This is a genomic window from Meridianimarinicoccus roseus, from assembly GCF_003172915.1.
GTDB lineage: Bacteria > Pseudomonadota > Alphaproteobacteria > Rhodobacterales > Rhodobacteraceae > Meridianimarinicoccus > Meridianimarinicoccus roseus.
Genome location: NZ_QGKU01000015.1, coordinates 100,407 through 113,869 on the forward strand (window position 1 = coordinate 100,407; position 13,463 = coordinate 113,869).

17 protein-coding genes are annotated in these 13,463 nt (G+C 67.7%); 8 read left to right on the top strand and 9 right to left on the bottom strand.

The window, feature by feature from the left end; translation table 11 throughout:
• Positions 1-8: 8 nt before the first annotated feature.
• The gene (locus tag DKT77_RS04200) at positions 9-1,181 is read right to left on the bottom strand and encodes a MalY/PatB family protein (RefSeq protein ID WP_109810479.1); all 1,173 of its coding nucleotides are present in this window, start codon (positions 1,179-1,181) and stop codon (positions 9-11) included.
• A gap of 96 nt (positions 1,182-1,277) precedes the next feature.
• On the opposite strand from DKT77_RS04200, the gene def (DKT77_RS04205) reads away from it, so the two are divergent.
• From def (DKT77_RS04205) to DKT77_RS04220, 4 genes are all read left to right on the top strand, one after another.
• Positions 1,278-1,799: a peptide deformylase gene (gene def, locus DKT77_RS04205; protein ID WP_109810480.1), complete on the top strand. Its 522-nt coding sequence runs from the start codon at positions 1,278-1,280 to the stop codon at positions 1,797-1,799.
• Between the two features lie 218 nt (positions 1,800-2,017).
• Complete coding sequence (def, locus tag DKT77_RS04210; protein WP_109810481.1) at positions 2,018-2,539, top strand: peptide deformylase; 522 nt, start codon at positions 2,018-2,020, stop codon at positions 2,537-2,539.
• A 106-nt stretch (positions 2,540-2,645) separates the two neighbouring features.
• Positions 2,646-3,545 (top strand): methionyl-tRNA formyltransferase, encoded by a 900-nt coding sequence (fmt, locus tag DKT77_RS04215; protein ID WP_109810482.1) that lies wholly within the window; start codon positions 2,646-2,648, stop codon positions 3,543-3,545.
• Positions 3,546-3,654: 109 nt separating this feature from the next.
• Positions 3,655-4,251: a L,D-transpeptidase gene (locus tag DKT77_RS04220; protein WP_109810483.1), complete on the top strand. Its 597-nt coding sequence runs from the start codon at positions 3,655-3,657 to the stop codon at positions 4,249-4,251.
• A 96-nt stretch (positions 4,252-4,347) separates the two neighbouring features.
• On the opposite strand, the gene DKT77_RS04225 is transcribed toward DKT77_RS04220, so the two are convergent.
• The 8 genes from DKT77_RS04225 to DKT77_RS04260 form a co-directional block, all read right to left on the bottom strand.
• The gene (locus DKT77_RS04225; RefSeq protein ID WP_109810484.1) at positions 4,348-4,974 is read right to left on the bottom strand and encodes a trimeric intracellular cation channel family protein; all 627 of its coding nucleotides are present in this window, start codon (positions 4,972-4,974) and stop codon (positions 4,348-4,350) included.
• Positions 4,971-5,438 (bottom strand): ribonuclease HI, encoded by a 468-nt coding sequence (rnhA, locus tag DKT77_RS04230; RefSeq protein WP_109810485.1) that lies wholly within the window; start codon positions 5,436-5,438, stop codon positions 4,971-4,973. Before rnhA ends, DKT77_RS04225 begins: the two co-directional genes overlap by 4 nt.
• Positions 5,435-6,058 (bottom strand): glutathione S-transferase family protein, encoded by a 624-nt coding sequence (locus DKT77_RS04235; RefSeq protein ID WP_109810486.1) that lies wholly within the window; start codon positions 6,056-6,058, stop codon positions 5,435-5,437. The genes rnhA and DKT77_RS04235 overlap by 4 nt, the downstream gene beginning before the upstream one ends.
• Before the next feature lies 1 nt (position 6,059).
• Positions 6,060-6,536 (bottom strand): DUF3429 domain-containing protein, encoded by a 477-nt coding sequence (locus DKT77_RS04240; protein ID WP_109810487.1) that lies wholly within the window; start codon positions 6,534-6,536, stop codon positions 6,060-6,062.
• Positions 6,533-7,147 (bottom strand): LysE family translocator, encoded by a 615-nt coding sequence (locus DKT77_RS04245; RefSeq protein WP_109810488.1) that lies wholly within the window; start codon positions 7,145-7,147, stop codon positions 6,533-6,535. The genes DKT77_RS04240 and DKT77_RS04245 overlap by 4 nt, the downstream gene beginning before the upstream one ends.
• 10 nt (positions 7,148-7,157) lie before the next feature.
• The gene (gene ispH / locus DKT77_RS04250; RefSeq protein WP_109810489.1) at positions 7,158-8,108 is read right to left on the bottom strand and encodes a 4-hydroxy-3-methylbut-2-enyl diphosphate reductase; all 951 of its coding nucleotides are present in this window, start codon (positions 8,106-8,108) and stop codon (positions 7,158-7,160) included.
• 304 nt (positions 8,109-8,412) lie between these two features.
• The gene (locus DKT77_RS04255; protein ID WP_109810490.1) at positions 8,413-8,862 is read right to left on the bottom strand and encodes a YqaA family protein; all 450 of its coding nucleotides are present in this window, start codon (positions 8,860-8,862) and stop codon (positions 8,413-8,415) included.
• Between the two features lie 25 nt (positions 8,863-8,887).
• Positions 8,888-9,484, bottom strand: coding sequence for a LabA-like NYN domain-containing protein (locus tag DKT77_RS04260; protein ID WP_238547675.1), 597 nt, complete (start codon positions 9,482-9,484; stop codon positions 8,888-8,890).
• Positions 9,485-9,605: 121 nt separating this feature from the next.
• Here DKT77_RS04260 and folK point away from each other — a divergent pair, with 121 nt between their 5' ends.
• The 4 genes from folK to DKT77_RS04280 all read left to right on the top strand — a co-directional run bounded on the left by folK (position 9,606) and on the right by DKT77_RS04280 (position 13,444).
• The gene (folK, locus tag DKT77_RS04265) at positions 9,606-10,181 is read left to right on the top strand and encodes a 2-amino-4-hydroxy-6-hydroxymethyldihydropteridine diphosphokinase (protein ID WP_109810491.1); all 576 of its coding nucleotides are present in this window, start codon (positions 9,606-9,608) and stop codon (positions 10,179-10,181) included.
• Between the two features lie 83 nt (positions 10,182-10,264).
• The gene (rpoZ, locus tag DKT77_RS04270; protein WP_109810492.1) at positions 10,265-10,618 is read left to right on the top strand and encodes a DNA-directed RNA polymerase subunit omega; all 354 of its coding nucleotides are present in this window, start codon (positions 10,265-10,267) and stop codon (positions 10,616-10,618) included.
• Positions 10,619-10,642: 24 nt separating this feature from the next.
• A complete protein-coding gene (locus tag DKT77_RS04275) occupies positions 10,643-12,772 on the top strand; it encodes a RelA/SpoT family protein (protein WP_238547676.1) in 2,130 nt (709 codons plus the stop codon).
• 30 nt (positions 12,773-12,802) lie between these two features.
• A complete protein-coding gene (locus DKT77_RS04280; RefSeq protein ID WP_109810493.1) occupies positions 12,803-13,444 on the top strand; it encodes a DUF2062 domain-containing protein in 642 nt (213 codons plus the stop codon).
• Positions 13,445-13,463: the final 19 nt, after the last annotated feature.

A 13,463-nucleotide genomic window follows, 5' to 3' on the forward strand; every position in this document is an offset into this window, starting at 1 on the left:
GCCTCGGCCTATTGCAGGTCGGCGAAGGCGGCGCGCAGCCGGGTGACGGCCTCTTCCACGCGGGCGCGGGGCATGGCGATGTTGAAGCGCAGGAAATCCGCGCCGCCCTGTCCGAAACTGGGCCCGTGGTTGGCCGCGATGCGGGCGTCGCGTTCGACCCGGCGTGTGAACTCGGCCCTGTCCATGCCGGTGCCGGAGAAATCGACCCACGACAAATATGTCGCCTCCAGCGGCATGGAGCGCAGGCCGGGGATCGCGGCGATGCCCGCGTCGAACACCGCGCGGTTGCCGTCGAGATAGCGCATCAGCGCATCCAGCCATTCGGCGCCTTCGGGGCTGTAGGCGGCCGTCACCATGTGCAGACCGAACGCATTGGGCGAACTGCCCATCGCCGCCATGCGCGCGGCGAACTGAGCGCGCAGATCCGGGTCGTGGATGATGACGTTGCCGACATGCGCGCCGGCGGTGTTGAAGGTCTTGGAGGCGGCGGTTAGCATCACCAGTCGGTCAGCGATGTCGGGCGCGGCCAACGGCATCGGCACGTGGCGCGCTCCCGGATAGACGAGGTCGTGGTGGATTTCGTCCGAGACGAGAAGCAGGTCGTGGCGCTGCGCGAAATCGGCCACGCCGCGCAACTCCTCGGTGGTCCAGACGCGCCCGCCCGGATTGTGCGGCGAGCACAGGATCACCATCTTCTCGCGCCCGGTCATCTGCGCGTCATGTGCCGCGAAGTCCATCTGGTAGCGGCCGTCGCGTTCGGTCAGCGGACATTCGACCACGTCGCGCCCGGCGGCGCGGATCACCCGTGCGAAGGCGTGGTAGACCGGCGTGAAAAGCACCACCCCGTCTCCCGGCGCGGTCCAGGTGTCCACACACATGGCAACGCCGTTGACCAGCCCGTGCGTGGTGAAGATCGCGTCCGGGTCAACCTGCCAGCCGTGGCGCGTGTCCATCCAGCCGCAGATCGCCGCGCGGTATGCGCTGTCATCGGCGAAATAGCCGAATACACCGTGATCGGCCATGCGCCGGACCGCGTCACGGATCGGGTCCGCGGCGGCGAAATCCATGTCGGCGACCCACATCGCGAGCCCGTCGTCGGGCGATACGCCATAGAGCGGCTGCATCGCGTCCCACTTGGAGCAATGGGTGCCGCGCCGGTCGATCAGGGTGTCGAAGGTCATTGTATTCTCCGTAAGCTGCGGGCGAAGCGTAGGCCTCCTGTCGGCGGGTGCAAGGCGTGATTGCACGCGCGGGCGGCTTGGCCTACATGCACGGCCATGAGCGTGAAACCGATCCTGATCCATCCCGATCCCCGCCTGAAGAAGGTCGCCGACGCGGTCCCGGACCTGAGCGACGCGCTGCGTACGCTGGCCGACGACATGCTGGAAACGATGTATGACGCGCCGGGAATTGGGCTTGCGGCGCCGCAGATCGGCGTGGGCAGCCGCCTGATCGTGATGGATTGCGAAAAGGAAGAAGGCGCGGAGCCAAAGCCGATGGTGATGTTCAACCCGCGGGTTCTGGCGGCGTCCGACGAGATGAACACATACGAGGAAGGCTGCCTGTCGATCCCCGACCAGTTTGCCGAGGTGACACGCCCGGCCGAGGTGACGGTGGCGTGGATCGACCGCGACGGGGTCGAACGGCAGCAGGATTTCGGCGGGCTTTGGGCGACCTGCGTGCAGCACGAGATCGACCACCTCGACGGCAAGCTTTTCATCGATTACCTCAGCCCGCTAAAGCGCCAGCTGATCACCCGCAAGATGGTCAAGCTCAAGCGTGACAAGGCGCGGGGCTGACCGGTGCACCATGGCTGTCGCTCTTGCCGCCGTCCGGACGCCGCCACGCACAAAGGCCGGCCTCGACGGACATCGCGCGCGCGCGGCCCTGAGACCGGCGTAACCCGGATGCCGTGCGGTGGCCTTCGATGTTGGCACGCGGGTGTGCGTAATCCGCTAGCATCCGGGCCGAAGGCGCAGGCCAAGCCGACCTATCCGGACCGAACGGGCAGGCGGGCATGACCGTCCGGGCGATCCTGCTCTGGCCGGATAAGCGGCTGCGCACCCCTTGCGCCGAGGTGGAGGCGGTGGATGATGTGGTGCGCGCGGCCTGGGACGACATGATCGACACGATGGACGCGATGCCGGGCGTGGGGCTTGCGGCCTGCCAGATCGGCGTGATGCGGCGACTGGCCGTGGTGGATGCGTCCGAGGCGCGCGGGCAGGCGGTGCGGATGGCCAACCCGCATGTGCTGCATGCGAGCGTGGAGCCGCGTGCCCATGACGAGGCCAGCCCGTGCCTGCCGGGTGTGTCGGCGCAGGTGATGCGCCCTCGCGCCGTCACCGTGCGTTTCCTCAATGCGGACGGGCTGGTGGAGGACAGGGATTTCGTCGGACTTTGGGCGGTGTCGGTGCAGCACCAGATCGACCACCTGGCGGGGCGGATGTATTTCGACCGGCTGAGCCGGACGCGGCGGGCGATGCTGCTGCGCAAGGCGGAAAAGGCGGCGAAGACCGGGAAAGCCGGGCGCAGCGGCTGATGCGGGCGGGACCGCAGGCATAGCCTGCCGGGCCCAACGGGATGAGACATCCGGCAGGATGTCGAAGACGGGCGGGAGGTCCCCCGCCCAGCGAAAGGAAGCGATCATGCGGCTGATTTTCATGGGCACGCCGGACTTCTCTGTGCCGGTTCTGGACGCGCTGATGCAGGCCGGGCACGAAATCGCTGCGGTCTATTGCCAACCACCGCGGCCCGCCGGTCGGGGCAAGCGCGACCGTCCCAGCCCGGTGCAGGCGCGGGCCGAGGCGCTGGGCCTGCCGGTGCGCCACCCGCGCAGCTTGCGCGGCGCGGATGATCAGGCGGCCTTCGCCGCAATCGGGGCCGAGGCGGCGGTGGTCGTGGCCTACGGACTGATCCTGCCGCAGCCGATCCTCGACGCGCCCGCGCGGGGTTGCCTGAACATCCACGCCTCGCTGCTGCCACGCTGGCGCGGGGCGGCCCCGATCCAGCGCGCCATCATGGCGGGCGACGCGGAAACCGGCGTGTGCATCATGCAGATGGAAGCCGGGCTCGATACCGGGCCGGTGCTGCTGCGCGAAGCGGTGGCGATCGGTCCAACCGACACCGCCGCCGACCTGCACGACGCACTGTCAAGACTGGGCGCGCGGCTGGTGGTGACGGCGCTGGCGCAGATCGACACGCTTGCCCCGCAGCCCCAGCTTGATACGGGCGTGACCTATGCCGCCAAGATCGACAAGGCCGAGGCGCGGATCGACTGGACCCGCGCCGCCGCCGAGATCGACCGGCAGGTGCGTGGCCTTGCGCCGTTTCCCGGCGCCTGGTGCCTTGCGGGGGGCAGGCGGCTCAAGCTGCTGCGCACGCGCTGTGTGTCTGGCTCCGGCCCGCCGGGCACCGTTCTGAACGGATTTACCGTGGCCTGTGGGAGTGGGGCAATCGAGGTTCTGGAGGCGCAGCGCGAGGGCAAGCGCCCGATGCCCGCCGCCGAGGTGCTGCGCGGCGCCCCGCTGCCCGCCCGGCTGGACTGACCGCGCCGCCCATTCACGAAGGGTTGAGCGTGCGGGGCTATGCGGCGTCGGCGTTTGCGGGCACTGATGGCGGAAAGACCGCAAGAAACGCCCCGAGCAGGAGTGCCCCATGACCGACCCGATCACCCGCCGCCGCCTGATGGCGGGGGCTGCCGCCCTTGGCCTGACCGCCCGCGCGGCAACCGCCCAGACCGCCCCGGCGGACGCAGGCGCCACCGCCACCGCCGACGCCCCCGCCCGCGCTGCACGCAACCTTGCCGGGTTCCGCAGCCATGACTGGCGCGAGCATTTCGACAACCGCGCCACCGACCTGCTGCTGGCCGATACGCGCACCCGGACGCTGCATTTCTGGCACCGGGACGGCCGACCGGTGCAGGTGTTTCCGACAAGCGTGCCGATCTCGCCCGAATTGACACGGCTCGGCTATACCGAAATCACGCAGAAGGTCGAAGGGCCGAGTTGGCGCCCCACCCCGTCCATGCGCGAGCGCAACCCGGAATGGCCCGCCGTGGTCGGCCCCGGCCCCGACAATCCGCTTGGCAGCCATGCGCTGTACCTGTCGTGGCAATATTACCGCATCCACGGCACCCATGACGTGCGCAAGATCGGGCGTCCTTCGTCGGATGGGTGCATCGGGCTGTTCAACGAACAGATCGCGCTGCTGTACGATCAGGTCGAAGTGGGCGCGCAGGTCCGCCTTATCTGATCAATAGGATCGCGGCTGATCCGGCGGGCGGGCCTGCGGCCCGACACGACCCCGGCAGCGCGCCCGCGCGCTGCGCCGCTTGTTGCTGGCGGGGGTCTACTTGTGCCGGGGCGGACGCGGCTTGTAGGCCTGAAGCCGCCAGCCCAGCCGGATCGACCCTGCGCGAAGCGCGAAGGTCACGGCCATGCAGGCCGCCAGCGGCAACCATGGCATATCGGTCAGGGTGAAGGCCAGTTGCGCCGCGATCGCCCCGGCGAAGGCGGCGGTGACATACAGTTCTCCCGCCTTCAGCACCAGTGGCACCTCGTTGCACACCACGTCGCGCATCAGCCCGCCGAAGCATCCCGTGATGACACCCATGAGCGTCACGATCACCGGGCCGTGCCCCGTTCCGATCGTCGCGGCGACCCCGGCGGCCACCGCCACCGACAGCGCTACCGCGTCGAGCCAGAGCAGAACGCGATACCGGCTTTCCAGGAAATGCGCGGTGAAGAAAACCAGGACCGCCGCGGCCGAGGCCAGCAGCACGAAATGCGGCGCCTGCACCCAGAACACCGGCGCCCGATCCAGCAGGAGATCGCGCACGGTGCCGCCGCCCACCGCCGTCAGGCAGGCCACGAACAGGAAGCCCACGAGGTCGAGCAGCGCGCGGCTTGCCACAAGCGCGCCGGTCAGCGCGAAGACGAAGACGGCGGCTAGATCGAGAAGCGCGGGTGGGCTCATGCGCCACCCCGGCCCGGTTTGAACGGTGCCATGCCTGCGCGCGCCAGTTCGTCCGCGCGTTCGTTCTCCGGGTGGCCCGCGTGGCCCTTGACCCATTCCCAGGTCACGTCATGGCGCGCGGCGGCGGCGTCCAGCCTGCGCCAAAGGTCCTCGTTCTTGACGGGTTTCTTCTGCGAGGTCTTCCAGCCGTTGCGCTTCCAGCCGTGGATCCACTGGGTCACGCCGCCCTTCACATAGGCGCTGTCGGTGACCACCGTCACCGCCGAGGGCCGGACGAGGGTCTCCAGCGCGTGGATCGCGGCCAGCAGTTCCATCCGGTTGTTGGTGGTGTCGGCCTCGCCGCCGCTCAATTCCCGCTCGCGCAGCACCGCTTCTCCGTCGCGCGCGATCAGCAGCGCGCCCCAGCCGCCGGGTCCCGGATTGCCGCTGCACGCGCCGTCGGTATAGGCGTAGAGCCGGGTCATGCGGGCACCTGAAGCGGCACGTAACCGGGCAGGGCGGCGATGCGTGCGCACCAGGCGGCGATGGCGGGAAAGCGGTCCATGTCGTAGCCGCCGCGCGATCCTGAAGAGTGTGTGTATCCGTAGACCGCGATATCGGCGAGGCTGGGCGCGTCCCCCACGAGCCAGTTGCGCCCTGCGAGGTGGGCATCGAGCAGCGCCAGCAGAGTGTGCCCGTCCTCCAGAAGCGCTGCGAGCCGTTCGGGCGTCGCCTGCGCCGCGCGCTCGGGGTAGCAGCGCAGCGAGGCGCGCACGGCGATCACGCCTTCCAGCCGGTTCTGTTCGAAGAACATCCATCCCAGCATCTGCGCCTGCGCCAGCGGGTCCGCCGGGATGAAGGCTGAACCTTGCGCGAGATACCACAGGATCGCGCCGGATTCGGACAGGATCGTACCGTCTGCGAGGTGCAGCGCGGGCACCTTGCCCAGCGGCAGCGCGCCTGCTGCGCGGGCTTGCGCCAGCGCCGAACTGGCGTTTTCGCAATCCACCTGCCGGTAAGAGCGGTGCAGGAGCCCCAGCAGCAGTTGCACCTTGTAGCTGTTGCCGGAGGACGGCATCGCGTAGAGCGTCAGATCTTGGGTCATGTCAGAACAGCAGTCCCAGTGTGAGGCAGCCCACCACGAGCACGGTCAGCAGGCTGCGCAGGTTCATCCACCAGGGCGGCGCGAGGCCGACGCGGGCGAAGCCGTAATCGAGGCCGAGCAGCCCGAGGAAGCCCGCGATCAGCGCCCAGGTCGCCCGGTCCTCGCCGCCGCCGACAAGAAAAAATGTCCAAAGTGCGGGGATCACACTGACCGTGAATCCGATGGCGGCCGTGCGCCCTTCGGTCCGGGCGGCGAAGCCCCACAGCACCCCGGACATGAAAGACAGGATCACCGCGCCGTAGAAGATGAGCACGTATTGCCCGGCGAAGCGCGGTCCTAGGGTGCGCACCGCCCAGCCGTGCAGGGCCGGGTTCATGTCGGTCAGCGCCCCCCAGACGAAGGGCAGCACCCCGGCGAGCCCCAACGCGAGAGCAGCGGTCGGGATACGCGGCTCGCCTCCCGGCGGGCGGTTGGTCATGCCCGTTCCACCGCCAGACGGGCGGCAAGCGCCGCGAAGACCCCGGCGAAGCCGCGGTTCAGCCAGCGCAGCACGCCGGGCCGACCAAAGAGCCGCACACGCACCGCGTCTGCAAACAGCCCGTAGCCGACGAAGACGGCAAAGGTCAGCGCCATGAACACCGCGCCCATCGCCGCCATCTCGGCGCTGGCGCTGGACGGATCGCCCGACAAGAAGGGCGGCAGGAGCGCGAGGAAGAAGATCGACAGCTTGGGGTTCAGGATGTTGATGAGAGCGCCGCGCACTGCGATCGCGGTGGCGGGGGTGGCGCTTCGGTCGGGCGCAACGGACAGGGCGCCGTCCGATTTCAGGGCCTGCCACGCAAGCCACAGAAGATAGGCGACGCCGGCGAACTTCACGATCTGGAACGCCAGCGCGCTGGTATGCAACAGTGCCGCCAGCCCCAGCATCGCCGCGGCGAGGTGCGGCACGATGCCGAAGGTGCAACCCGTCGCGGCGGCGATGGCCGCGCGGCGGCCTTGCCCGAGACCGATGGCAAGGGTGTAGATCACGCCGGTGCCGGGGGCGATGACGACGACGAAGGCGGTCAGCAGGAACTGGAGCGACAGCATGGAGGACTCCTCAAGCCGGTGCGCGCAGCACGCGCGGCACCTTGAATTCGACATTCTCCTGCGCGGTTTCGACCAGTTCCACGGTCACGTCCCAACGAGCGCGGAAGGCGTCGATCACCTCGGTCACGAGGGTTTCGGGGGCCGAGGCGCCGGCCGTGACGGCCAGCGTGCGGATGCCGTCGAGGGCGCGGAAGTCGATATCGGCGGCACGCTGGACAAGCTGGGCGTAGGCGCATCCGGCCCGCGCGCCGACATCGACAAGGCGTTTCGAGTTGCTGGAATTCGGTGCGCCGACCACGAGCAGCGCATCGGCGCGAGGGGCAGCCGCCTTCACCGCCTCCTGCCGATTGGTGGTGGCATAGCAGATGTCTTCCTTGTGGGGGCCGACAATGGCGGGAAAGCGCGCCTTCAGCGCGGCGACGATGCCGGCGGTGTCGTCCACCGACAGCGTGGTCTGGGTGACGAAGGCAAGCGCCTGCGGGTCGCGCGGCGCGACAGTGGCCACGTCCGCCTCGGTTTCGACCAGCAGGACGTCGCCGTCGGGCAACTGGCCCATCGTACCGATCGTCTCGGGGTGGCCTGCATGGCCGATCATGATGATCTGCAGCCCGTTCTCGGCGTGCCGGGCGGCTTCGATATGGACCTTGCTGACCAGCGGACAGGTGGCATCGACATAGACCATGCGGCGGCGTTCGGCCTCGGCCGGTACGGCCTTGGGCACGCCATGTGCCGAGAAGATGACCGGGCGGTCGGGCGGGCAGTCGTCCAGTTCCTCGACGAAGACGGCGCCCTTGGCGCGCAGCCCATCGACGACATACTTGTTGTGCACGATCTCGTGCCGGACATAGACAGGCGCGCCCCATTTCTCGATCGCCATCTCGACGATCTTGATGGCGCGGTCCACGCCGGCGCAGAAGCCGCGCGGCGCGGCGAGCAGGATCGTGAGGGGGGGTAGGGTCATGGCAGTCTCCGGGTCCTGCGACAGACCTAAGCGACCGCGCCGCGCGGGTCCAGAGGGCAGGGCGCGGCCGGGGCCGAATGGCGCGGGGCTGGCGCGGGCGTGACGTGATCTTGCCGGCAGGGAAGGTCGGACAACGGCGGTGCGCCGAGGGACAAGGGAGGGCCGGACTGCAGGGATTGCAACGCGGGGACGACGCGGGGTGGTCCGGCACGAGCGGACGCGGGAGCGCCGTACCAAGGTCGACAGCGATGCGCGCAGCGGCCATCGCGGCGGTGTCTGCCAGCAATTCGGGGTGCGTCGCATGTCATCCGCCGGCCGCGTGTACCGTAACCCAGGCCAGCACGGCGTAGCGGCCTGTCTTCGCCAGCGCCACCAGCCCGAGAAACAGCCAGAACGGGGTGCGCATGATCCCGGCGACAACGGTGAACCCGTCTCCGAACGGGGCCCATGACATCAGCAGCGTCCATACTCCATAGCGCGCGTACCATCCCTGGGCGCGCTCCAGCTGGCGGTCGCTCACCGGGAACCAGCGGCTGCCGCGGAACCGTTCCACCCCGAGGCCCATCGCGTAGTTCACCACCGACCCCGCGGTGTTCCCGATGCTCGCCACGGTCACGATCAACCAGAGCGGCGCCGTGCCAGCCACCTGCAGCCCGACAAACACGATTTCGGACTGGAACGGCAGAAGCGTTGCCGCGCCGAACGCGGCTGCGAACAATCCGGCCAGCGCTCCGGCGGCGGGCAGGCTCAGCATCGTGCCGCCGCCCCGGATCCCTGCGTCAACGCGACTGCGTTTCGGTCGGCGCGCTGCCCCCGTTTCCGTTGCCCTCGTACTCGCGCGCAAATTCGCGCGGGGGGCGACCGATCACGTCCTTCAACTCGTCCAGTTCGATGAAATTGTCCGCCTGCCTGCGCAGGTCGTCCGAGATCATCGGCGGCTGGCTGCGGATCGTCGAGACGACGGACACCCGCACACCCTTGCGCTGCAACGCCTCTATCAGCGGCCGGAAGTCGCCGTCGCCAGAGAACAAGACAATGTGATCGACATGGGGGGCAAGTTCGAGCGCATCGACCGTCAGTTCGATGTCCATGTTCCCCTTGACCTTGCGTCGGCCCTGACTGTCCGTGTACTCCTTGGCCGGCTTGGTGACCATGGAGAAACCGTTGTAGTTGAGCCAGTCGACAAGCGGCCGTATCGGGGAGTATTCTTCATTCTCGAGCAGCGCAGTGTAGTAGAACGCACGCAGAAGTTTGCCCCGCCGCATGAATTCCTGGCGCAACAGCTTGTAATCGATATCAAAACCCAAAGCGCGTGCAGCTGCATACAGATTTGCCCCGTCAATAAACAGGGCAAGACGTTCGTCACGATAAAACATCCAACCTTCCCTTCGTAATATCCCGGGGCAGGCAATGCTGGTTGCAAGCCACAGAATGATAAGGTCTTAGGCAAATATGACAGTTACGCAACACGAAAAACCTGAAAGAGAACTGTAGCAGATGCCTCGGGCCAATGCACTGATAGCGCTGGGCGCGAACCTCAAGTCACGAATTGGTGTGCCTTTGGACACACTTGCGGCGGCCCTGAAGTTGCTTTCGGCCGACGGCTACACGGTCGAAAAGGCGAGCCTGTTTTATGCCACACCGTGCTTTCCGGCAGGCGTGGGGCCTGACTACGTGAATGCCTGCGCCGTGCTTAGCCTGCCCGAAGCGGCCGGACCGGACGATGTTCTGGCGCATTTGACCGCGGTCGAATCCGCATGTGGGCGCGCGCGCACGGATCGCTGGGGCGCGCGGACGGCCGATCTGGACCTGCTGTCGCTGGGCGAGGCGGTGCTGCCCGATGCCGAAGAGCAGGCGCGCTGGCGCAACCTGCCGCTGGAGGAACAGATGGAGCGCGCGCCGGACCGGCTGATCCTGCCGCATCCGCGCCTTCAGGACCGCGCCTTCGTGCTGGTCCCGCTGGCCGAGATCGCGCCGGACTGGCGCCATCCGCTGCTGGGCCGCACCGTCGCACAGCTTTGCGCCGCGCTGCCCGAGGCGGACCGCGCCGCGGTGCGCCAGCTGGCCGCCTAGCCGCGCTGCGGCGCCGGGTTGCATCCGGCGGGGATTTGGTCTAGCCGTGCGATTCCCGTATTCCTTGCTACAGGAGCCGAATCATGGCCCGCGTCACCGTTGAAGACTGCGTCGACAAAGTTCCGAACCGGTTCGAACTGGTCATGCTTGCCGCCCATCGCGCCCGTGAAATCACCTCCGGCTCGCCAGTGACGGTGGATCGTGACAACGACAAGAACCCCGTCGTCAGCCTGCGCGAGATCGCCGAGGAAACCCAAGGCGCCGACGCTCTGCGCGAGCGGATGATCGAAAGCCACCAAACCCAGATCGAAGTCGACGAACCCGAGGACGACCAGATGTCGCTGCTGATGGGGGTCGAGTCGGACCGTCCGGCCGAAGACGATCTGTCCGAGGAGAAGTTGCTGCGCGCGCTGATGCAGGCGCAGGAAAACGGCTGACCCACCGGTCGGGCGCGGAGCGGCATGGAACAGCTGATCCCGATCAACGAGCTTGTCGCCCGCGTCAAGGCCTACAACCCGCATACCGACGAACCCCGCCTTCGCGCGGCATATGATTATGCCAAGCAGGTTCACGCCGGCCAGAAGCGCCGGTCCGGGGAGCCGTATTTCACCCATCCCGTCGCCGTCGCCGCGCTGCTGGCCGAACAGCGCCTCGATGACGCGACGCTGATCACCGCCATCCTGCACGACACGGTCGAGGACACCGCGGCAACCTATGCCGACGTGACCGATCTGTTCGGCCGCGAGATCGCCGAGCTGGTGGACGGCGTGACCAAGCTGACAAACCTTCAACTCACCTCGACCGAGACCAAGCAGGCCGAGAATTTCCGCAAGCTGTTCATGGCAATGTCCAAGGACCTGCGGGTGATCCTCGTCAAGCTGTTCGACCGGTTGCACAACATGCGCACCATCAAGTCGCTGCCGCCGGAAAAGCAGGCCCGCAAGGCGCGCGAGACGATGGACATCTACGCGCCGCTGGCGGGCCGCATGGGCATGCAGTGGATGCGCGACGAGCTGGAGGACTTGTCCTTCCAGGTGCTCAACCCCGAGGCGCGGGTGTCGATCATGCGCCGCTTCGTCAAGCTGACCGGCGAGGCGGGGAACGTGATCGACAAGATCAAGCAGGACATCGAGACGGAGCTCGCCGCCGAAGGCATCACTGGCGAGGTGATCGGCCGGGCCAAGAAGCCCTATTCGATCTGGCGCAAGATGGAACAGAAGGAAACATCCTTTTCGCGCCTGTCGGATATCTACGGGTTCCGCGTCATAACTGACGGGCAGATGGAGTGTTATCACGTTCTGGGCGTGATCCATCGCCGCTGGCGCGCTGTGCCGACCCGGTTCAAGGATTACATCAGCCAACCCAAGCAGAACGGCTATCGCAGCCTGCATACGGCAGTTCTGGGCCGCGACGGCAAGCGCGTGGAGGTGCAGATCCGCACCCGCGAGATGCACGAGGTCGCCGAGGCCGGTGTCGCCGCGCACTGGGCCTACAAGGACGGCGAGCGCGCCGAGAACCCCTTCGCCGTGGACCCCGCCACCTGGATCGCCGGGCTGGCAGAGCATTTCGAAGCGTCCGCCGACGACGACGAGTTCTTCGAGGCCGTCAAGCTGGAGATGTATTCCGACAAGGTGTTCTGCTTCACGCCCAAGGGTGACGTGGTCAAGCTGCCGCGCGGGGCGACGCCGCTGGACTTCGCCTTCGCGATCCACACGCGGATCGGGTCGGCCTGCGTCGGGGCGAAGATCGACGGGCAGCGCGTACCGCTGTGGACGCAGGTGCGCAACGGTCAGTCGGTCGAGATCATCACCGCCGAGGGTCAGAGCCCGCAGGCCACCTGGATGGACATCGCGGTCACCGGCAAGGCCAAGTCCGCGATCCGCCGTGCGCTACGGGCCGAAAACCGCTCGCGCTTCGTCAAGCTGGGCCGCGAGCTGGCGCGCGTGGCGTTCGAGCAGCTCGACAAGCGGGTGACGGAAAAGGCGCTGATGACTGCCGCCAGCCGCATGGGCCTTGGCCGCGATGCCGAGGAGCTGCTGGCCCGGCTCGGTTCGGGCGAAGTCACGGCGCGCGACGTGGTTACGACCCTTTACCCGGAACTCGCCGACCGGCGGGGCGAGCAGATCGAGGCGCGGCGCGCCGTCGTCGGGCTGGAGGCGGACCAGACCTGGGATCGCGGCGCCTGCTGCAAGCCGGTGCCGGGCGAACGCATCGTGGGCATCACGATGCCGGGCCGCGGCGTCGTGGTCCATGCCATCGACTGCCCCTGCCTTGCCCAGTTCGAGGACGAGAACGACCGCTGGATCGACCTTCACTGGCATTCCGGCCCGCACATGCCGGTCCACCCCGTGACCTTCGATATCGTGCTGAGCAACGACGCCGGCGTACTGGGACGTATCTGCACATTGATCGGCGAGCAGAAGGCCAATATCTCGGACCTCGTGTTTCTCGACCGCAAGCCGGATTACTACCGGGTGCGGATGGACGTTCAACTGAGCGATACCGAACATCTGCACCGGGTGACCACCGCCCTTGAGGCCGAGAGCAATGTGGCGGCGTTGTCCAGGTACCGGGACGCGCCGCAGTCTTAAGCGGGTGACCGAGTTCAGGAGAGCGGACCGTTGGTCTTCAAACGGCGCGACAAGCAGAGCAATTCCCAACGCCTTCGCGCGTTGGTCTATCCGCCGGGCGGCTGGCGCCGGTCCTTCCACTATGTATGGCTGCGGTTGCGGCGGCTTCCCGACCGGCCGGGGCGGATCGCGCGCGGCATCGCCTGCGGCGTCTTCGTGTGCTTCACGCCGTTCTTCGGGTTCCATTTCCTGCTGGCGGTGCTGCTGGCCTGGATGGTGCAGGGCAACAAGATGGCGGCGTTCTTCGCCACGCTGGTCGGCAACCCGGTCACTTTCCCCGTGATCGCGGCGATGTCGATCCAGCTGGGCGAGGTGATGATGCAGGTGGACACGCCGATCCCGCTCAGCCAGGTGCTGGGCACCTTCGCGCTGGCCTTCGGCGAATTGACCAGCAACCTCGTCAACCTTGCCACGCGCGGCAGCGCCGAATGGGAAAAGCTGCACAGCTTCTTTCACGGCGTGTTCCTGCCCTACGCGGTGGGCGGGCTGATCCCTGGGATCCTCGCGGCGGCGGGCAGCTACGCGCTGTCGCACAAGATCATCGTCGCCTACCAGAACCGCCGCTCCGCGCGGGCGCGGCTTGCGGCGGGCAAACGGGCGCGGGTGGCTGACAACGGGCGCGGGACGCCCTAGGTTCTGCCGCGAAGCCCGT